The following is a 20462-nucleotide window of genomic DNA, read 5'->3' as shown; positions in this document are numbered from 1 at the left end:
TCCGCGGCCGCGGACTCCACTCATACTTCCGGCAATGTTTCGCAGGCCATAAAATACTCAGCCACTTTAGCAAGACCGTGAGCATCACTGCTTCCGGCCAGCTCGCGGCACGAGTGCATGGCAAAGGTCGGCACCCCAATATCCACCGTACGCACACCCAATGCTGAAGATGTAATCGGGCCAATCGTGCTGCCACAGCCCATATCACTGCGGATCACAAACTGCTGCACCGGCACATCGCAGGCACCGCAGAAGGCCGTAAACAGCGTATTGGTCTCGCTGGTACTGGCATAGCGCTGGTTGGCATTGATTTTAATCACCGGCCCAGCATTCAACAGCGGGCCATGGTTGTTGTCATGTCGGTCAACGTAGTTCGGGTGAACCCCATGGGCATTATCTGCAGACACCATCAGTGACCGATGTATCGCACGCTCAAAATTTTCGTGCGTACCGGCAATACGCTGGAGAATGGATTTGAGCATTGGCCCCTGAGCACCAATGGCCGACTGACTACCCACCTCTTCGTGGTCATTACATACCAGCACGCTGTGGGTGGTGTCGCCCGCGTCCAGCAGCCCGGCTAGGCCAACATAGCACGACAGCAGGTTGTCCAAGCGAGCGCTGGCGAGAAACTCGTTGCGCCATCCCACCTGAGCCGGCGGTTGGGTATCAAACAGACTCAGATCGAAATCCAGTATTTCACCGGCCTCACTGTGGCCAGTCTGCCGTAAATGCTCCAGTAACAGGCTATTGAGATCAGTGTCTTCGGTGCTCTGACAGACGATCGGCGGCATATCGGTCTGGGGGTTCACGGTGCGCGCATTATTGGCTTCGCGGTCCAGGTGAATGGCTAGACTCGGGATAATCGCAATTGGCCTTTCCAGATTAATCAGGCAGCGGCGATGTTCGCCACCCGTCGTTTTAAAATGCACGCGTCCGGCCAAAGACAGATCGCGGTCAAACCAAGGGTTCAGTAAGGCGCCGCCGTAAACCTGAACGCCCCATTGCCGATAGCCTTTATTCTCCAGGTCGGCCTGGGGTTTGAGTTTCAGACAGGGGCTGTCGGTGTGCGCCCCCCAGAGCCGCCAGCCGGTGTCCAGCAGCGGCGACCGTCCATAGACAAAGGCCACCAGACTCGACTGATTGCGCTGCACGTAATATTTACCACCGGGCTCTAAATGCCAGGCCTCGGCTTCATTCAGTTCGACAAAGCCTGCCTCAACCAAGCGCTGGCTCATTTCGGCCACCGCGTGAAAGGGTGTCGGGCTGGCCTGAAGAAAGTCCAGCATAGCCTGATTAAAGTGATCTTTTTCCGTCATGCTTTGTTTCCGTCAGAAGGTTTCCGTGAGGCGTTTTCTAAACGCGCTAGCAGGCTGGAGGTATCCCAGCGAGCGCCACCCAAGGCCTCCACCTCACTGTAAAACTGATCCACCAAAGCTGTCACCGGCAAGTGGCTGTGATTGCGGCGGGCCTCGGCCAGTGCGTAGTTTAAATCTTTGCGCATCCACTCCACCGCAAAGCCAAAATCGTACTTACCTTCGATCATGGTTTTATAGCGGTTTTCCATCTGCCAGGACTGGGCCGCGCCCTGAGAGATCACATCAACCACTTCGGCCGCATCGAGGCCCGCATTTTTGGCAAACTGAATACCTTCGGCCAACCCCTGCACCAGACCGGCAATGCAGATCTGATTTACCATTTTGGTGAGCTGGCCGGAACCAACCTCTCCCAGTCGCCGAGCGCGTTTGGCGTAGCATTCCAGTACCGGATACAAGCTCTCGCAATCGGCCTCCGCGCCGCCCATCATCACGGTCAATACCCCGTCTTCGGCGCCTTTCTGACCACCGGATACCGGCGCGTCAACAAATCGCACACCAGATTTCCCAGCGGCCTGCCCCATGCGCCTTGCCAGCTCGGCGGAGGTTGTTGTGTGGTCGCATAACAGCGCGCCCTGCTTCATAGCAGACAGTATGCCGCCTTCTCCAACCAGCATCGCCTCGACATCTTCATCCGCACCGAGGCAACAAAAAACAATATCCGCGTCAGCTACTGCTGCCGCTGCACTTTCCGCGCGGCGACCGCGATAGCTCGCCTGCCAGCGCTCGGTTTTATCCGTGCTGCGATTGTATACAGAAAGCTCAAAGCGCTGACTCAAATGCCCCGCCATCGGAAAGCCCATAACACCCAAACCGATAAAGGCGAGGCGGGGTTTGCTCTGCTGCATAGTCGTGTCCTACATCTGCCAATAAGCGGTGGCAAAAATGGCCGCAGCCAATACCACCCGATAAACCGCAAAAGGTACCAGACCGATGCGTTCAACCCAACGCATAAACCAGCCGATACAGAGAAATGCCGTAAGGCCTGACACCGCCATGGCGCCGAATAATACCGCCCAGTCGACCGCGTCACCGGCGCTGATCAAATCCAGCGATTTAAGCAGGGCCGCACCAGAAATTACCGGAATCGACAACAAGAAGGAAAAGCGGGAAGCTTCGATCAAGCTCATCCCAAGAAAAACAGCAGCCGTTATGGTGATCCCAGAGCGCGATGTTCCCGGCACCAGCGCCAGAGCCTGCGCAAAGCCAATCACCAGCACCATCATAAGCGTCAGATCCCGACAGCGCTTGTCCGCGGCGAAACCCTGCGCAACAGCCAGCAAAAGGCCAAATACCAGGGTGGTCGTTCCAAGCACCCAGGCCGTGCGCAGATGCGCTTCAATAACATCATCGAACACCAGCCCCAGTACTACCGCAGGCAAGGTGCCGACAATCACCCACCAAGCCAAACGACTGTCATCCGTACCCTGGCGGCTGAGCAGGCTTTTAAGCCAGGCCTGCAGAAGACTTGCAATATCGTTTCGAAAAAATACAACGACAGCCAGCAGGGACCCAAAATGCACGGCAACATCAAACGCCAGCCCCTGATCATCCCAACCCAATAGCGCCGCCGGCAAAACCAGATGCCCGGAACTGGACACCGGCAAAAATTCCGTCAATCCCTGAATGACGGCCAGAATAAGTGCCTGAACTACATCCACCTGAGGTTATTCCTTTTTCTGATTGTTGTAGGCGACAGGCAATAACAACTAACGCCAGGCCACATTGTCGCGCAGATACAGAGGGAGCGCCTGCTCTGCGCTGACAACGCGCCCGGCTGACAATTCAAGGGCACCGATCTCGGCAACGGCCGAGGCTCGCGCCAGCAGGGCTGCGTCCTGGCTGCCCTGAAGCCCCCCCAGTCGGTCTGCGTAGTTCAGCCCTGAGCCTACAATGAAACGTACATTCTCACCGACCACCACCGCTTCCGGTGCGCTCAGGTGCTCGTCGTCCAGCGGCTCAACCCCGCTGGTTGCCACACGATAGCGCGACCAATAGACCTCATCCATCCGTGCGTCAATACAACAAGCGATTTCATCGCCCTCCTGCATCTCCCACTTCCGAAGCGCCGTCTGAGCGAGCGCCTGCAGACTGGACACCGGTACGCAGGGTAAATCCGCCGCCAGCGCCAAGCCCTGTACGACCGATGCACAGACCCGCAGGCCGGTAAACGAGCCCGGACCCCGACCAAAGGCAATTCCGTCAAGCTGCCTGAGCTGAAGACCTGCATCTGCCAGCAAAGCATCTGCCATAGGCAAAATATGCTGGGTATGAGACTTCGGCAGAATCTCGTGCCGTTCCAGCATTTCACCCTCTCGCAACAGGGCGAGCGAGCAGGCGTCGGCAGACGTTTCAATTGCCAACATCGTGGCCATCAGGGAAGTCCCCACTTACAATATCAATGAATAATTTTGCGGGCGAATCATATCACAGGCCCCCGACACCGGCAGGCGCGAATCCCATGGCGACACAGCAAAATATCGACGCAATCATACTGGCTGGCGGACAGGGTCTTCGCATGGGTGGGCAGGACAAGGGGCTCGTTACCTGGCAGAACAGGCCGTTAATCGAACATGTGGTTGAGCGGATAGCACCCCAGGTCGATAACCTGCACATTAGCGCAAATCGCAACATCCCCACATACCAAAAATTGGGCTACCCAGTGCACACCGATAGCGAACGGGATTTTCGCGGCCCATTGGCCGGAATAGCTGCGTGTGCTCCTTATTGTGAGAGCGACTGGATACTGGTCGCCCCCTGCGACTACCCATTGCTACCGTCTCTGCTGGCCAGCGCTTTACTTGAGACCACCATGAATAGCGGACTCGAAGCAAGCTATGCGGCTGACGAGCATCGCGCCCACTATCTCTGCGTATTGGTGTTGCGAACGGTATTAACAGACCTGGACGAACGACTGGCCGGGGAGGATTTGAGTGTCAAAGGCTGGCTGCAAACGCTGCGTTGTAAACCAACAGCATTTTCCGGGATGACAGAGGCCTTCCAGAATATTAACCATCTGGAACGCAAAGGGCAGTAACTGCACTGCAGTTACTGCCCTTTTAGTTACATCACAACACTTTCAGCTGTGATTATTTTTTTGCCTTGGCTTTAGCTGCTGCCCTTTTCTTGGGAGCGGCTTTTCGCTTGGCCGGTGCCTTTCTAGCAGCCGTTTTTCTCGCGACTTTTTTCTTCGCTACCTTCTTCTTGGCAGCTTTCTTTTTCGCCGGAGCTTTCGCTGCAGCTGCCTTTTTAGGCGCGGCCTTGCGCTTAGCACTGGCCTTGCGTTTTTTTGGCGCCGCTTTTTTGGCAGCTTTCTTCTCAGCAGCCTTAGCCTTGGCTTCTAGCTTACGTGCTGCCTGCTTGTGCTTGCTCGCAAGTTTACGCGCAATAGACGCCAACTTTTTCTTGTTGGCGGCAGTGCGCTTCTTGCGCCAGCGAGCCTGAAAGGCAGAAAGCGCCTTCTTCATATCAGCTTCGGTCTTGTCGTCCAGCGCTTTGGCGCGCTCGGCAACTTTGTCCTTCACTGCCTGCTCAGAAGCTTTGATTTTCGCTTCAATCTGGGCCTTGGACAGGCTCAGCTTCGCTTTTGCTTCAGCTTCACGCGATTTACGCAGCTTGTCGTTCGCACGCTTCACAGCGTTGCTGGCGCGTTTCGCCGCGTTCTTGTCAGTTTTGTTACCTGACTTGGCAGCTTTCGCTTTCGCTGAAGTTGCAGCGTTCCTCGCAGTGGTTACGGCTTTGCGATCCGCTTCAACGGCTTTGCTTGCTTTGCTAAGAGCGGCTTCTGCTTTCTTGACTGCCGGCGTGGTAGTTACAACTTTCCGCGCTCGTTTTTTGGCAGGAGCTTTTCTTGTTTTTGCTTTCGCTTTTGCTTTTTTAACGGCCATTTTTTTCTCCTCGACACGCATCAACAGAAACTGTCAAAATCAAAATAGCACATAATTTAAACAACAGCCAAGAAATCAACAGAAAAATCAGTAGATTCCAACTATTTTATGATTACCTTGTTCACGTTTTGCTTCTAAATCACAAAACTTCACAAGCCAATAGGCGCCAGCGACTCACAATGACAGCTTTCTTTTTATAAGATCCGCGAAAAACGCCACGTGCATTTCGGAGTCGTTCATACAGGGAATATAAGAAAAGCTTTCACCGCCGTTTTCATAGAATATTTCCGCCGCTTCCGTATCCAATTCCTCCAACGTTTCCAGACAGTCCGTGGCAAAAGAAGGCGCGATCACGTCCAGCTTTTTTATTCCTTTAGCCGGGAGCTCCGCCACCGTTTTATCGGTGTAAGGCTGCAGCCACTCCGCCTTGCCCAGGCGAGACTGGTAGCTGAGCTGCCACTCCTTGTCAGCTAGTCCCAGCGCCTTTGCCAGCTGCTCGGCGGTTTCTTCGCAGTGGCGTTGGTAAGGGTCTCCCAGTTCAATATTGCGCTTGGGAATGCCGTGAAATGACATCAACAGGCATTGTCCCCTTCCGTTGGCCTGCCAGTGGCTACGCACACTTTCAGCCAGCGCTGAGATGTAGGTGTTTTCATTCTGATAACTTCTTATCCAGGACCACTGGGGGATATTGCGTCGCGACATGAAGTAGCGAACCACAGTGTCCATGGCGGCAGCCGTTGTGGTGGCCGAATACTGGGGGAAAAGCGGAACGAAACAGAATTCATTTACACCATCGGCTTCCAAACGGGTAACCACCGAGGCAATGGAAGGCTGGCCGTAGGTCATTGCCAACTCAACGGGAATATCTCGCCCTAGCTTCTGTTGAATCCCGTCAGCGAGCCGCAGGCTGAAAAGACGCAAAGGGGAGTCACCCATTGCCCACAAAGGCTGATATTTTTTGGCTACTTTGGGGGATCGGAACGGCAGGATCACGAGATTGAGAATAAGCCACCACAGCAGTCTGGGGACCTCAACCACCCGCCGGTCAGACAAAAACGCCTTGAGAAAAGCCCTGACCCCGGCACTGTCGGGTGTATCCGGCGTTCCAAGATTAATCAGTACCACGGCTTTCTTGTTCATTCCCCTCTCCCCGGCCTTTATTCAATTTGCTGTGCGAAGCCACAGCCCGCGTATTATACCGACATAAAAAAAGCGCCGTTTCGGCGCTTTTCTGCATTGCGAGCGAGCCATTATCAACCCAGTACGTTCAAAACCCGCTGCTTGATTTCATCGACACTGCCAACACCCTCTACGCGGGCATAGGTCGGAGCATCTGCACCACTCAGCTGCTGATAAAAGTCGACCAAGGGCTTTGTTTGTTCGTGATAGACCGACAGGCGCTTGCGAACAGTATCTTCCTGATCATCCTCGCGTTGCACCAATGGCTCACCGGTTACATCGTCAACACCTTCCTGCTTGGGCGGGTTATTGACCACGTGATAGGTACGGCCTGAGGCTTCATGCACCCGACGGCCACTCATGCGAGACACAATTTCCTCGTCAGCTACAGCAATTTCCAGCACCTTGTCTATTGTCACGCCAGCTTCCTGCAGTGCTTCTGCCTGAGGTATCGTGCGCGGGAAGCCGTCGAACAGAAAGCCGTTGGCGCAATCAGCTTCCTTTATACGCTCCTTGACCAGAGCAATAATGATTTCGTCGGACACCAGACCGCCCGAGGTCATGACTTCCTTAACCTGCAGACCCAGTTCGGACTCCGCCTTGACGGCTGCCCGAAGCATATCGCCAGTTGATATCTGCGGAATAGCATAATGTTCGCAGATGAACTGTGCCTGGGTGCCTTTGCCAGCTCCTGGCGGCCCCAACAAGATAACACGCATGGTTCGCTCCCAAGGTTTTGTTACCGGATTGCAGGCCGGAGGGCGCCCGCAAAAAGAGCGACAAGATACACAGCTCCCTGCCTGAGCACAACCCCGTAACCGGCCACAAGCGCCGTGGTACGGGCTCCTGACTCAGGGTCAACATCAGGAAAAGCGCTTATTTTGACTACATTTTTCTTGCGGAGATCGCGATTTGCGCACTATGATGAGAGTGAGCATTTTGCTTATCTCAACTCGGAAGGTTCTATGGAAATCAAAGAGCTGCTCGATCTTTGGGAAGATACAGCAAGGGCTGAATTGACCAAAGATGTATTCGAAGTTCGCCTGCCTCTTGAAGAGGCCTCCAAACTGCAAGCCTTGGCGGAACTCTATCCGCTGCGTTCTATCGAGGAAATCATCACTGACCTGCTGCGGGCTTCGCTAAGCGAAGTCGAACGTACATTACCCTATGTGCGCGGCAAAGCTGTGGTGTCTCACGATGAACTGGGCGACCCGCTGTATGAGGATGTCGGGCCAACCCCCCGCTATCGCTCGCTGTTACAGAAGCACCTGGCGAACTACAAGTCAGCAGACCATTAATTAACGGGTCTGCTTAAGGGCCTTTTTGGCCCCTTCCCACAGCGACTCAAGGGTTGCGGGGGACAACTCCCCCAGCGGTTTGTCCGAGCGCTGTTCCATTTGCTGAAAACGCGCTTCAAATTTGCGATTGGCTGCGCGCAGCGCGGTTTCAGCATCGACCCCTAGGTGGCGCGCCAGGTTGACCACCACGAAAATCAGATCGCCCATTTCTTCGGCCTGCGCTTCGCTGTCACCGCTGGCGATGGCCTCGGCCAGCTCTGCACGCTCTTCGTCCAGTTTTTCGAAAACGCCGTCCAGCGATGACCAGTCAAAACCGACTGTTGCGGCGCGCTTTTGCAGTTTCTGTGCACGCTTCAAGGCCGGCAGGGCTGCAGGAATATCATCAAGCACACCCGTTTGCGCCTTGGCGGCGCGCTCCTCAGACTTGATGGCCTCCCAGCGCTGTTTGATCTCGGCTTCGTCGACCTTCCTGCCATTGGCAGGTTTATCCAGCTCCCCCTCTGGAAATACGTGGGGGTGCCGGCGCAGCAATTTGCGAACAATCTCATCAGTAACCTGAGCGAAGCTGAAATCACCGGATTCCTCCGCCAGCTGACTGTAAAAAACCACCTGAAACAGCACATCCCCGAGTTCCTGCCGGATCTGATCCGTGTCGCCCGACTCAATCGCATCGATCAGTTCATAGCACTCTTCGAGTGTGTGCGGCGCAATCGTCTGGTAGCTCTGCTTGAGATCCCAGGGGCAGCCGTACTCCGGGTGCCGGAGACAACGCATCAGGGTTCGCAAATCATCCAGGTTATACATTCACAGCTCGCTGATTCGTCGGACATTGGCCACATTTGGCAGCCCGTTCAGTTTCGCAAACAGGTTAGCCAGTTCCGCCAGACCCGGCACCTCAACCCTCAGCCGCATGGAGGCCATGTGGCTTTTTACATCCGTATCGGTCGACATGGAAATCACGTTGATATGCTCGTTGCTCAACATAAAGGTGATATCCCGCAGCAAGCCCTGACGGTCATAGGCCTCGATTTCGATGTCCACCGGATAGGTCTCGGTTTTGCGGCCAGCCCAGCTGACTTCAACAATGCGTTCGGGCTCTACCGCCTGCAGATGCAGCAGCTTTTTGCAATCCTGACGGTGAATGCTGACGCCGCGCCCTACCGTTATGTAGCCCACTATGGCCTCACCGGGCAGCGGTTTACAGCAACCGGCGATATGCGTCAGCAGGTTGCCCACGCCACTGATACTGATGTCGCCGGCGCCATCGTGTTGTGACGGCGCGACAGTCTGCAGAACCGGCTGTTTGGGTGTCTCCCGCCCGAGCAGCGCATGGGCCGTTTTGATGACCTGCATCGAGCTCAGATCGCCGGACCCGACGGCAGCGTACATGTCATCTACAGTGCTACAGTTCAGCCCGCTGGCGATGGTTTTATAGTCGATACTGGTCAGCCCCAGCCGTTTGAACTCTTTCTCAAGCAGATAGCGCCCGGCGAGAATATTGTCTTCTTTGGCCTGCTGGCGAAACCAGTGTTGAACTTTACTGCGCGCCCGGGTGGTTTTCAGGTAACCGAGGTTGGACTGCAGCCAGTCCCTGCGCGGTGCATTTTCCTTGCCGGTGAGAATCTCCACCCGCTCGCCGGTCTGGAGGGTATAAGTCAAAGGAACGATACGGCCGTTGACCTTGGCGCCGCGACAGCGATGTCCGACTTCTGTGTGAATATGGTAGGCAAAATCCAGAGGCGTCGACCCGAACTGGAGGTTGACCACATGGCCGTCCGGGGTAAAGACGTAAACCCGGTCCTGCGCATGCTGCAGATGGTCAGAAATGTCGAGACTGTCGCCACTTTCTTCGTGCCAATCCAGCACCTGTCTCAACCAGGCAATTTTCTCCTCATAGCCGATAGTGTTTTTGCTGGCACCGTCGGCCCCCTTGTAGCGCCAGTGGGAACAGACCCCGAATTCCGCTTCTTCATGCATACTTCCGGTGCGAATCTGAACCTCAAGCACCTTGCCCATCGGGCCAATCACGGCGGTGTGCAGCGAGCGGTAGCCGTTCTCTTTGGGGTTCGCTATATAGTCGTCAAATTCATTGGGGATATTGCGCCAGAGTCCGTGAATCACCCCGAGCACGGTGTAACAGGATTTGATATCCGGCACCAGAATCCGCACTGCGCGTATGTCGTAGACCTGGGAAAAACCAATGCCCTTGCGCTGCATTTTCCGCCAGATGCTGTAGATGTGCTTGGCCCGGCCGACGATCTCCGCCTGCACGTCCTCTTTTTCGAGTGAGCTGGAAATCTGGGCGATGGCCTCGTCGATATAGCGCTGCCGATCCAGACGCTTTTCATCCAGCAGCTTGGCGATTTTCTTGTAGGCCAGTGGCTGCAGGTAGCGGAAGGACAGGTCTTCCAGCTCCCATTTGATATGCCCGATACCCAAACGGTGGGCCAGTGGCGCATAAATATCGAAGACTTCACGGGCAACCCGGTAGCGTTTTTCGGGTTTGTTTTTGACCGCCCGGATCGCTGAGGTCCGCTCGGCCAGCTTGATCAGTGCCACCCGCACGTCGTCCACCAGTGCGACCAGCATTTTGCGAATGGTCTCGCTTTGGGCCTCTGACTGCCCCAATATCTGGGAGTCGTGCTGGGAAGCGTTCATCACGGTAATTGCCGCCATGCGCTGCACACCGTCAATCAGCTTATGCACCACCGAGCCGTAACGCTGCTGTACCAGATCAAGCTCCAGCCGTCCTTCGCGTACCGAACGGTAAAGCGCCGCTGCAACCAAGGCGTCCTGATCCAGATGCAGATTCGACAGGATCTCCACCATCTCAAGTGCGGTAAAGAAACTCGCCATGGGCTGGGTATTGTTGTGGGTGGCGCCGCTGCGTCGGGCGCATTCAGCGCTGAGTTCGCAAGCACTGATCAGTACACCGGTATCAATTTCATCCCGAACGCCGAGGCGATTAACCCATGCCTGTAGATCAACTTCACCGTCAGGCGTCAGCGGATAGTCTTCACGCACCTTTACCATGATTCACGCTGCCAATGCCGAGTGCGGCTCAGGCACTGCCTCCGGTCAGAGCATCGTTGAACACGCCCGTAGAAAGATAACGGTCTCCACGGTCACAGATAATGGCAACGATGATCGCATTTTCAACCGTCTCGGACAGACGCAGGGCGCCGGCTACCGCACCACCGGATGAGACACCACACAGAATGCCCTCCTCGGCCGCCAGACGGCGCATGGTGACTTCGGCGGTCTTCTGATCCATGTCGATAATGCGATCTACCCGGGCGGCATCATAGATTTTCGGCAAATAAGCCTCGGGCCAGCGGCGAATGCCCGGTATGGAAGAACAATCGTCGGGTTGCAGCCCGACAATCTCGATCGATGGGTTCTTTTCTTTCAGGTAGCGTGACACGCCCATAATAGTGCCCGTGGTGCCCATTGAGCTGACAAAATGAGTAATACGCCCCTCGGTCTGTTGCCAGATCTCTGGCCCGGTGCCGCTGTAGTGGGCTTCCGGGTTATCGGCGTTACCAAACTGGTCTAACACCGTGCCTTTGCCTTCATCCTGCATTTTCAGCGCCAGATCGCGAGCGCCTTCCATGCCCTCGTCCTTGGTCACCTCAACCAACTCGGCCCCATAGGCGGCCATAGCCAGCTTGCGCTCCAGGCTCATATGGCTGGGCATAATCAACACCATGCGATAACCCTTGATCGCCGCGGCCATGGCCAGGGCGATCCCCGTATTGCCGCTGGTCGCCTCGATCAGGGTATCCCCGGGCTTGATATCACCGCGCTGTTCAGCCCGGTTGATCATGCTCAGTGCGGGGCGATCCTTGACCGAACCCGCCGGATTATTGCCTTCCAGCTTGACCAGAATCGTGTTGGAGGTATTGCCGGGCAGGCGCTGCAAACGCACCAGCGGGGTGCCGCCAACAAAATGCTCAATTGTAGGAAATTCAATCATGTACTGCGCCAGCTACCTTGGTTGAGGCGGGTATTATAGGTGGATTTAGCGGAAAGAGTTGGGCATATTCACATAACACCCACTATCCTGTGCCCGCAAAGTCTAACATTAATGCAAGGCGCTCGCTTCCAATGCCCAAGCTAGCAATCCGTCAGCAGATCATGGTACTGGCGATCCTGCCCTTCCTGCTGGTTTCCGGAGGCACCGGCCTGTTCCTGCTGAACAGCTACCTTACCGAAGTGCATCACCTGGACGAAGCCGTGGCACAGCGCTCCGCGCGTCTGCTGTCCCGGCATCTGGCCGCCAGTCTGCGCCAGGACACGGGCGCCGTGGATGCCATACTGGCCAGCAGTCTCGACAGGGAGATGCTGGGGGTCGGCTTGCTGGGGCTCGACGGGGAATGGCTGGCCACGCGGGGGCAACCGCAAAAACCGGATATCAGTCGAGCAAGCGGGAATAACAGACCGGTCTGGCAGACTTCGGAACTCACCGCCACTTGGCCCATCTATCGCTACGACCATACGGCGCTGTCACCGCAAAGTGGCAACGAGCCACCGCAGCTAGGCTGGGCTGTGGTCACCACCAGTCACAACCACTTTCTACAGGCGCGCTATCTTGTCATCGCTGTCAGCCTCCTCTGGCTGTTGCTCATGCTGCTGCTTGTGGTCTATTTAGGGGGGCGCCTGACGCGCAATTTCGACACCTCGATAAAACAAATGCGCGACCTGATCAGCAATCTCGACCAGCACGACTGGAGTACGCGCCTGCCCCACTCAAAAAACCGTGACTGGCAGTTTCTGTTCCGGGCAATCAATGAGTTGGCACACCGCACCCAGCAGCACCTGCGACAACTGCAAAATGACATCGAGCACAGTCATGAGGACTTGCAGAAAACGCTCGAAAGCCTGGAGATCAGCAACATGGAGCTGGCGCTGGCGCGGGAAGAAGCATTGACCGCCAGTCAGTCCAAATCAGAATTTCTGGCCAATACCAGTCATGAGGTACGCACCCCACTGACGGGCATACTCGGCTTCTGTCATGTGCTGTTGGAGTCGGAAAGCAATCCCCGGCGTCGGGAGTATATCGAGACCATCAAGATTTCCGCCGAACACCTGCTGCGGGTACTGGATGACATCCTCGATCTCTCAAAAATCGAGGCTGGAAAATTTTCGCTGCAGTTGCAACCTTTTGCGCTGCTGCCGGTCATTGAGGAAAGCGCCGCCCTGTTCGCCCAGCAAGCGGCCGACAAAGGGATTGAACTGATCGTCGATACCGTAGAACCCTTGCCCGTCAGCGTATCCGGAGACTCCGCGCGCCTGAAACAGCTCGCCACCAACCTCATCAGCAATGCGGTGAAATTCACCGACAGCGGTCAGGTACTGATCACTCTGAGCGCCGAAAAGTACAGCGATGACTCCAGCGATATCTGCCTGAGCATCAGCGACACCGGCATTGGCATCAGACAGCAGGAGCAGGCGAAACTTTTTCAGGCCTTTCGGCAGCTTGACGGCACAGACACCCGAAAGCATGGCGGCACCGGCCTTGGTCTCGCCGTGGTCAAACGTCTGGTTGATTTGATGCGCGGAAGCATTCACGTCAGCAGCGAACCGGGGCGCGGTACACGCTTTGATGTCCGACTGCCGCTGCCCTCTGAAGCGCCTTCCACGGCGATTGAAGCCAAAAACCAGATCGTCCATTTCTGGGAAGAAAACCCGGATACCCGCCGAGCCTTGCGCCGACGGCTGCAAGCCAACGGTTTTCAAAGTCAGGCCCACGACACTCTGTCGCAGTTGCTGGCTGCAGCGTCCCCGGAGGTGCACCTGATTGCCGGTTTTTCCAGCCAGCGCAGCTTTTCCGACGTTGAGCCACAACTTACAGCTTATTCAGATCTGATCATCCTGCTGCCCAGTCTCGCCGGCGTTCTTGCCCGCGAGGATTTTATCTTTCTGCAAAAACCACTGGCCGAACACAAGCTGTTACAGGCTCTTGCCGGCGAGGATAAACGCGCCGGGACGCAGTCTCTTAAAGCCAGTTCAGTGTTGGTGGTTGACGACAATCGGAGCAACCGGCTGTTGCTGAGCGCGCTGCTGGAAGAATTGCAGGCCACGTACACCTTGTGCGCCAGCGGGCATGAGGCGCTTGCACTGTGCCAGCAGCAGGCATACCCGCTGATCATTCTCGACCTGCAAATGCCCGACATGAATGGCGAAGACACTGCCCGGGCCATTCGCGAAACGCCCTTGAACAGGCACAGTCGACTTGTGGCCCTGACTGCGCACCTGGCCGACGACGGCAGACAAGCGACACCGCTGTTTGACCAGTTCATGCTGAAGCCCATGACGCTGGTAGCCTTGAGACAATTGCTTGACGCCAGCCCACGGCCGGACGGCGCTGTAAACACCGCCCTCAGTCTGAAACGCGCCAACAACAACCCTCAACTGGCGCGGGTACTGACCGAGCGCTTTCTACTCAGCCTGGAAGAAACCCGGAAAGATTGGCAGGCTGCCCTCGTCGATCGCGATACCGAAGCCATAGGATCACTGGCCCATCAGTTGGCAGGGGCCTGCCGCTATGTTGGCACTCCGTCGCTGGAACGCGCGTTGGAAGGACTGCAGAAACAGCTTGAGGCTGCAGAGTTCGAAGAGGTACGGACGCTGGCTGAAAACTGCCTGAACTGCATGGATGATTTACTGTGCTGGCGCACCCGGAACGCAGTGGATGAAGCGCTTGTTCCAGACTAGGGTTGGCGACCAACGGACGGTCACCGTTCAAAAACCACAAAGGCCTGAGCCAGATCCGATTCATCAGTCAGCGCGATATGACTGCCAACAATGCCCTGCTCCCGGATTGTGTCCGCCGCAGCGCCGTAAAAACTGAGTTCGGGTTTGCCGAGCGGGTTGTTAAGCACTTCAATTTCGCACAAGCGAGCACGGGCACCGATGCCAACCCCCAGTGCCTTGGCGGCGGCCTCTTTCGCCGCAAAACGTTTGGCCAGATAGCGTACGTCGCGACCGCGCGATTCAAATTGCCGGTATTCATTTTCTGACAGCAACCTTTTCAGAAAGCGCTCGCCGAAACGCTGCCAGGTAGCGTCAATACGCTCGATATAGATTAGATCCGTTCCAATACCACTGATCACTGGCTTCGCCCCTTGAATAAGGCCCGGCTCTTCAAAGGCTCACTCCCGATAAGCGGGATCAAGGCCTGCCGGCAGACCACTTTGAGCACGCGCAATTGCTCTTCGCTCCATACCGGTAAGTCACTGACTTCGCAGAAGGTCGATGGTTGCAAAGCCCTCAGCTCGCCGCCGAGAAAGTGCGGCGCCGACGCGGGAACCCTTTGAAAACCACCTTCCGGGTTCAGCTGATAACAGCTGTCGCTCTCCAGCTCCGGGCCAAAGCTAAGGCCGTAGCCCAGTTGTTCCAGCAGCATCAGTTCATAAAAACGCAGTATGGTCTCAAGCCCGTTTTTGTCCCCCGCCGTCCACTGCTCCAACAGCAAGAGGCTGCGGGCGTAATGCTGCCACAACTCCGGGTGCGGGTCACAGCGGTGCAAGGCTTTGAGAGTCAACTCGTTAAGGTAAAGTGCCGCGTACAGGGCATTCCCCTGCAGCTGACGGCGCTCGCGGGTTTCCGCGCTCACCAGTGTTTTCAACTCGCCCCGCCCGTTGCAACTCACCTCGAGCAGCTGGAAGGGCTGCAACACGGAGGCGCGCTCGCGCACTCTGGCGCTGCTGCCGCGGGCGCCACGGGCCACAGCGCCCAGTCGCCCCTGATGTTGAGTGAACAGTTCGATAATCAGGCTGGTATCCCGAAAGGGACGATGGTGGAGCAGGAAAGCAGGTTCGAAGTCCTGTTCCATATTATTCGTCGTCGTAACCCAGACTGCGCAGGGCGCGCTCGTCGTCCGACCAGCCGGACTTGACCTTGACCCAGAGATTCAACATGACCTTGCCGTCTATCAGCTTTTCGATATCCAGACGGGATTCCCGGCCGATCGATTTAAGCCGCGATCCCCCTCTGCCGATCAGTATTTTTTTCTGGCCGTCGCGTTCGACATAAATAGCGGCGCTGATGTGGGTTATGCCTTTTTCCTGCTTGTACTCTTCGATTTCCACGGTCATGGCGTAAGGCAATTCGTCGCCCAATTGCCGGGTGATCTTTTCACGGACGATTTCAGCCGTCAGGAATCGCATACTGCGATCAGTAATCTGCTCTTCGTCGAAAAAATGCGGCCCTTCAGGAAGGTGGCTGTGCAGCACCGATTCCAGCTCCGCCAGGTTGTCGGTCCGCAGCGCTGAAACCGGCACGACCTCTGCGTAACTATGCTCACCGTTGCGATCGGCAATAAAGGGGAGAAGCTGGGATTTATCCTCAAGTTTGTCGACTTTATTGATAACCAGTACGACCGGACATTGATGATTTTTCAATTGTTCCAGCACCCAGGCGTCTTCATCATTCCAGCGGCCTGCTTCAATGACGAATGCAATCACGTCTACGTCTCGCAGACTGGTGGTCGCGGCCCGGTTCATGTAGCGGTTGATCGCGCGTTTCTGCCCCCGGTGCAGGCCTGGCGTATCCACATAGATCGCCTGAACGGAATCTTCTGTCTTAATACCTAATACACGGTGACGAGTGGTCTGGGGTTTACGCGAGGTAATGCTGATTTTCTGACCCAGAATATGGTTCAACAGCGTCGATTTTCCCACATTGGGGCGGCCAACAATCGCTATATATCCGCAACGGCTTTCTGTCATTATCTGCTCTGTAGTATATCCAACATGGCCTGCGCCGCTGCCTGTTCGGCTTTTTTCCGGCTGCCGGCACGGGCGACCACCGGATCCGCGTGCAGGCGGGTTACGCAGCTCACTTCAAACTGCTGTTCATGGGCCAGCCCGGTTTGCTCGACCAGCTCGTATTCGGGTAAGGGTTCCGCGCGCGCCTGCAGAAATTCCTGCAACCGTGTTTTTGCGTCCTTCAGTGATTCGCCGGAGGAGAGTGACTCGATACGCACACGAAACCAGTTCAACACACAATGTCGCGCAGTTTCGAAGCCGGATTCGCTGTAGATCGCGCCGATCAGGGCTTCCACCATGTCGGCAAGAATGGAATCCCGTCGATGGCCGCCACTTTTCAGCTCGCCGCTGCCGAGCAGAACATAGTCGCCGAGCTCGAACTCTCTCGCCACTCTGGCCAACGTAGTCCCCTTCACCAGACTGGCGCGCATGCGACTCAGCTCACCTTCTCTGGCATCAGGGAATTGTCCGCTCAAGGCCTCGGCAATGACCAGACTCAGCACTGCGTCACCGAGAAACTCAAGACGCTCGTTGTTGTCCTTGCCAGCGGAACGGTGCCGCAGGGCGCGCTCCAGCAGGGCTTCATCCCAAAAGGTGTAACCCAGGCAATCTGACAGCTTCCGGTAGTCGGGCATCAGCGGCGGGTAATCTCGTAGATCAGGTCGTCGAATTTAACCACCGCATCAATATTGTAGATCAGCGGTACACGCACCTCGTAGCGGGCATCCATGATGATGACGTTGCGCTCTGTCTTGAACTTGATATCCCTAAGGTCGATGGTTTCAATGCGGTTGGTGAGAAAGGCGCCCTGCATTGACTTGCGGATTTCCGAGGCTGTCATTTCCTGAGACGCCGGATCGAGGGCCGCATTCTTGACCACCTGACGGATGGTTATGTGATCAAGATAGATGGGAACCAGGCGAAAGGCGCACAGGCCGAGCAGACCCGCCACAGAGATAATCGCCGCCCACTGAATAATACCGAGTCCGTTCTGCCTGGACGGTAACTGCGTCGAAGGTAACTGCATGCTTATCTCCTTTTTATTCTATAATCAGCGAATTGTGCCAACACGGTCGAAGCTGGGCAGCTCGCCTATTGAACGCCAGTGCATCCAGATCGCAAAGGCCTTGCCCACGATATTGGCTTCGGGCACCTGTCCCCAGACCCGGCTGTCGCTGCTGTTATCGCGGTTGTCGCCCATCATGAAATAGTGGCCGGGTTTGACTACCACTCTAAAATCACCCCGGTTTTCCCGCAACTCATGCCGCACCAGATGTTCACGCTCACCCAGCGACTCTCGCAGAATGTGCTCACTGGGGTTAAGCGGCGGCACTTCGGCCAACAGCTGTTGCGTCATTTCAAGGCCGTTGATGTAGAGCACCTTGTCTCGGTAGACAATCTCATCGCCCGGCAAGCCAACCACTCGCTTGATAAAATAGCGGCTGTCGTGCGGCGGAAAAAACACCATGACGTCGCCCCGCTCCGGCTCTCCGACCTCCAAAATCTTTGTGCCGGCAACCGGCAGACGCACGCCGTAGCTGAATTTGTTTACCAGAATATAGTCACCGACTTCCAAGCTCGGCACCATTGACGCCGACGGTATCTGAAAGGGCTCGGCCACAAAGGAGCGCAATACCAACACCACAAGCAGCACCGGGAAAAAAGACTTGGCATTTTCAGCAATCGGCAACTGACTCGCCAGATGCTGCTTCAGTGTTTCAAAATCAGCTTTGACACTGAACTTCAGGTAAACCGCAATATTGCCTTCGGTCACCATAAACTGACGGCGACGCGTGAACAGCAGCCGGTCCAGCAGGCCAATCAGGCCGGCTAGGGCGGTAACCACAACCAGCACCAAGGCAAAATCGCCATCCTTGAGCAACACAACACTGGCAAACCAGGCCATCCACAAGAGATTGATAAAAACGGTGGTGCTATTCCACCAACCCGGCACAACCTGGGTCAGCAGCGACTGCTCGGTATTCTCTTTTTTATGATCGGCGCACCAGGACAGTGCGTCAGCCAACTGGCGGCGGCCCCGCACTTCCTGCACCAACCAGACGATCAGTGTCAGCGCTCCCACCACCAGTAACAAATTATTAACCATCAGTTGTCAACCTTGAGTACTGCGAGAAACGCCGACTGAGGAATTTCCACCTTGCCCACCATCTTCATGCGTTTCTTGCCCGCTTTTTGTTTTTCGAGGAGCTTGCGCTTGCGCGATACGTCGCCACCATAGCACTTCGCGGTGACGTTTTTACGCAGCGCTTTCACAGTTTGCCGTGCAATAACGTGGCCGCCAATGGCCGCCTGAATGGCAACATCAAACATCTGCCGGGGAATCAGTTCTTTCATTTTTTCCACCAGCGAACGGCCGCGCGAAGCGGCGAAGTCCCGGTGCACAATCATGGCAAGGGCATCGACCCGCTCGCCATTGATCAACACATCCAGTTTAACCAGATTAGCCGCCTGGAAGCGCTCAAAGCTATAGTCCAGCGAGGCAAACCCCTTGCTTACCGACTTGAGGCGGTCAAACAGATCCAGCACCACTTCACTCATTGGGATTTCATAGGTCAGCGAAACCTGCTGCCCCAGAAATTGCATGTCTTTTTGCACGCCGCGCTTTTCCACACAAAGCGTGATGACGTTGCCAACATATTCCTGGGGCACCAGAATACTGGCTCGCGCTATAGGCTCACGCATTTCTTCCAGTTCGCCGGGGTCAGGCAATGCCGAGGGGTTATCAACCTGCAGGACTTCGCCGCGCTTGGTTTTCACTTCGTAAATAACGGTTGGCGCGGTGGTAATCAGGTCAATATCGTATTCACGTTCCAGACGCTCCTGAATGATCTCCATGTGCAGGGTGCCGAGAAAGCCACAGCGAAAACCGAAACCCAGCGCATCGGAGGTTTCCGGCTCGTAAAACAGCGAAGCGTCATTGAGCGTCAGTTTTGCCAGCGCCTCACGAAAATCTTCGTAATCGTCGGTCGACACGGTGAACATACCGGCGTAAACCTGAGGTTTGACCTTTTTGAAGCCCGGCAGGGCCGGTACGTCAGCCGTCGCGGCATGGGTAAAGGTGTCGCCTACCGGCGCGCCGTGAATATCCTTGATACCGGCGACCACAAAACCCACTTCGCCCGCGCGCAGTTGTTTGGTTGAGGTCAGCTTGGGGGTGAAGATGCCCACATTGTCCACGCCGTGGGCCTTACCGATACTTTTGGCAATGACCTTGTCGCCTTTTTTCACCGTTCCGTTCTTGACCCGAACCAGAGATACCACACCCAGGTAGTTGTCGAACCAGGAGTCGATGATCAAAGCCTGCAGATCACCGTCCGGATCGCCTTCCGGCGGTGGAATCTTGGCGATGATCTGCTCCAGAATATCGTCGATACCCATGCCGGACTTGGCGCTGGCCGCCACCGCGTCGCTGGCATCCAGACCGATAATCTCTTCAATCTCTTTTTTGACACGCTCCGGATCCGCCTGTGGCAGATCCATTTTGTTCAGTACCGGAATGACTTCCAGATCCTGCTCGATCGCCGTATAGCAATTCGCCACAGACTGGGCCTCAACCCCCTGAGCGGCGTCGACGACCAGCAAAGCCCCTTCACAGGCGGACAGTGAGCGGGACACTTCATAACTGAAATCGACGTGGCCGGGGGTATCAATAAAGTTCAGCTCGTAGGTTTCACCATCGCGCGCGGTGTAGTTTAGCGTCACGCTCTGAGCCTTGATGGTGATACCCCGCTCGCGCTCGATATCCATGGAGTCGAGCACCTGCGCGGCCATTTCGCGATCAGCCAGGCCACCGCACACCTGAATAAAACGGTCAGCAATGGTCGACTTGCCGTGGTCGATATGGGCAATGATGGAAAAATTTCGGATATGTTTAAGACTGCTCACACAATTCCCACGGGATTGATGCATTGATGAACGGCAAGCCAGGAG

Annotated in this window: 20 protein-coding genes; 3 read left to right on the top strand and 17 right to left on the bottom strand. The window is 55.9% G+C overall.

What is annotated here, in order from left to right:
• Nucleotides 1–20: 20 nt before the first annotated feature.
• Genes ABY734_RS05845 through tsaB form a run of 4 tightly spaced genes read right to left on the bottom strand, consistent with a single transcriptional unit; the run spans nt 21 to nt 3751 of the window.
• Nucleotides 21–1319 (bottom strand): M18 family aminopeptidase, encoded by a 1299-nt coding sequence (locus ABY734_RS05845; RefSeq protein WP_372778067.1) that lies wholly within the window; start codon nt 1317–1319, stop codon nt 21–23.
• Nucleotides 1316–2224, bottom strand: a complete 909-nt coding sequence (locus tag ABY734_RS05840; RefSeq protein WP_372778066.1) for an NAD(P)-dependent oxidoreductase — start codon at nt 2222–2224, stop codon at nt 1316–1318. The genes ABY734_RS05845 and ABY734_RS05840 overlap by 4 nt, the downstream gene beginning before the upstream one ends.
• 9 nt (nt 2225–2233) lie before the next feature.
• The gene (locus ABY734_RS05835; RefSeq protein WP_372778065.1) at nt 2234–3037 is read right to left on the bottom strand and encodes an undecaprenyl-diphosphate phosphatase; all 804 of its coding nucleotides are present in this window, start codon (nt 3035–3037) and stop codon (nt 2234–2236) included.
• A gap of 48 nt (nt 3038–3085) precedes the next feature.
• A complete protein-coding gene (gene tsaB, locus ABY734_RS05830; RefSeq protein ID WP_372778064.1) occupies nt 3086–3751 on the bottom strand; it encodes a tRNA (adenosine(37)-N6)-threonylcarbamoyltransferase complex dimerization subunit type 1 TsaB in 666 nt (221 codons plus the stop codon).
• Between the two features lie 86 nt (nt 3752–3837).
• On the opposite strand from tsaB, the gene mobA reads away from it, so the two are divergent.
• Entirely contained in the window at nt 3838–4413 is a 576-nt protein-coding gene (gene mobA / locus ABY734_RS05825; RefSeq protein ID WP_372778063.1) for a molybdenum cofactor guanylyltransferase MobA, read from the top strand.
• Nucleotides 4414–4465: 52 nt separating this feature from the next.
• On the opposite strand, the gene ABY734_RS05820 is transcribed toward mobA, so the two are convergent.
• From ABY734_RS05820 to adk, 3 genes are all read right to left on the bottom strand, one after another.
• Nucleotides 4466–5263: a hypothetical protein gene (locus ABY734_RS05820; RefSeq protein ID WP_372778062.1), complete on the bottom strand. Its 798-nt coding sequence runs from the start codon at nt 5261–5263 to the stop codon at nt 4466–4468.
• A 174-nt stretch (nt 5264–5437) separates the two neighbouring features.
• The gene (gene hemH / locus ABY734_RS05815; RefSeq protein WP_372778061.1) at nt 5438–6403 is read right to left on the bottom strand and encodes a ferrochelatase; all 966 of its coding nucleotides are present in this window, start codon (nt 6401–6403) and stop codon (nt 5438–5440) included.
• Between the two features lie 113 nt (nt 6404–6516).
• Entirely contained in the window at nt 6517–7161 is a 645-nt protein-coding gene (gene adk / locus ABY734_RS05810; RefSeq protein ID WP_372778060.1) for an adenylate kinase, read from the bottom strand.
• 246 nt (nt 7162–7407) lie between these two features.
• Here adk and ABY734_RS05805 point away from each other — a divergent pair, with 246 nt between their 5' ends.
• On the top strand, nt 7408–7740 hold the full coding sequence (locus tag ABY734_RS05805) for a type 1 pili tip component (protein ID WP_372778059.1): 333 nt from the start codon (nt 7408–7410) through the stop codon (nt 7738–7740).
• Here the strand turns inward: ABY734_RS05805 and mazG are convergent, their stop codons facing one another.
• The 3 genes from mazG to cysM are packed head-to-tail and all read right to left on the bottom strand — an operon-like array spanning nt 7741 to nt 11716.
• Complete coding sequence (gene mazG / locus ABY734_RS05800; RefSeq protein ID WP_372778058.1) at nt 7741–8544, bottom strand: nucleoside triphosphate pyrophosphohydrolase; 804 nt, start codon at nt 8542–8544, stop codon at nt 7741–7743.
• Nucleotides 8545–10773: a GTP diphosphokinase gene (gene relA / locus ABY734_RS05795; RefSeq protein WP_372778057.1), complete on the bottom strand. Its 2229-nt coding sequence runs from the start codon at nt 10771–10773 to the stop codon at nt 8545–8547.
• Between the two features lie 28 nt (nt 10774–10801).
• Nucleotides 10802–11716, bottom strand: a complete 915-nt coding sequence (gene cysM / locus ABY734_RS05790; RefSeq protein WP_372778056.1) for a cysteine synthase CysM — start codon at nt 11714–11716, stop codon at nt 10802–10804.
• A gap of 131 nt (nt 11717–11847) precedes the next feature.
• Here cysM and ABY734_RS05785 point away from each other — a divergent pair, with 131 nt between their 5' ends.
• The gene (locus ABY734_RS05785; RefSeq protein ID WP_372778055.1) at nt 11848–14457 is read left to right on the top strand and encodes an ATP-binding protein; all 2610 of its coding nucleotides are present in this window, start codon (nt 11848–11850) and stop codon (nt 14455–14457) included.
• 20 nt (nt 14458–14477) lie between these two features.
• On the opposite strand, the gene acpS is transcribed toward ABY734_RS05785, so the two are convergent.
• The 7 genes from acpS to lepA are packed head-to-tail and all read right to left on the bottom strand — an operon-like array spanning nt 14478 to nt 20417.
• Nucleotides 14478–14855 (bottom strand): holo-ACP synthase, encoded by a 378-nt coding sequence (gene acpS, locus ABY734_RS05780; RefSeq protein ID WP_372778054.1) that lies wholly within the window; start codon nt 14853–14855, stop codon nt 14478–14480.
• Complete coding sequence (gene recO / locus ABY734_RS05775; protein WP_372778053.1) at nt 14852–15577, bottom strand: DNA repair protein RecO; 726 nt, start codon at nt 15575–15577, stop codon at nt 14852–14854. Before recO ends, acpS begins: the two co-directional genes overlap by 4 nt.
• Before the next feature lies 1 nt (nt 15578).
• Complete coding sequence (era, locus tag ABY734_RS05770; protein ID WP_372778052.1) at nt 15579–16472, bottom strand: GTPase Era; 894 nt, start codon at nt 16470–16472, stop codon at nt 15579–15581.
• Nucleotides 16472–17149 (bottom strand): ribonuclease III, encoded by a 678-nt coding sequence (gene rnc / locus ABY734_RS05765; protein WP_372778196.1) that lies wholly within the window; start codon nt 17147–17149, stop codon nt 16472–16474. The genes era and rnc overlap by 1 nt, the downstream gene beginning before the upstream one ends.
• Nucleotides 17146–17538, bottom strand: a complete 393-nt coding sequence (locus tag ABY734_RS05760; RefSeq protein ID WP_372778051.1) for a DUF4845 domain-containing protein — start codon at nt 17536–17538, stop codon at nt 17146–17148. The genes rnc and ABY734_RS05760 overlap by 4 nt, the downstream gene beginning before the upstream one ends.
• A gap of 24 nt (nt 17539–17562) precedes the next feature.
• Nucleotides 17563–18618 carry a signal peptidase I gene (gene lepB / locus ABY734_RS05755; RefSeq protein WP_372778050.1) on the bottom strand — a complete coding sequence of 352 codons (1056 nt, stop codon included), beginning with the start codon at nt 18616–18618 and terminating at the stop codon, nt 17563–17565.
• Nucleotides 18618–20417 carry a translation elongation factor 4 gene (lepA, locus tag ABY734_RS05750; RefSeq protein ID WP_372778049.1) on the bottom strand — a complete coding sequence of 600 codons (1800 nt, stop codon included), beginning with the start codon at nt 20415–20417 and terminating at the stop codon, nt 18618–18620. Before lepA ends, lepB begins: the two co-directional genes overlap by 1 nt.
• Nucleotides 20418–20462 lie beyond the last annotated feature (45 nt).

Source organism: Litorivivens sp., assembly GCF_041624475.1.
Classification (GTDB): domain Bacteria; phylum Pseudomonadota; class Gammaproteobacteria; order Pseudomonadales; family Spongiibacteraceae; genus Litorivivens.
This window is presented reverse-complemented; position numbering and strand designations above follow the sequence as displayed.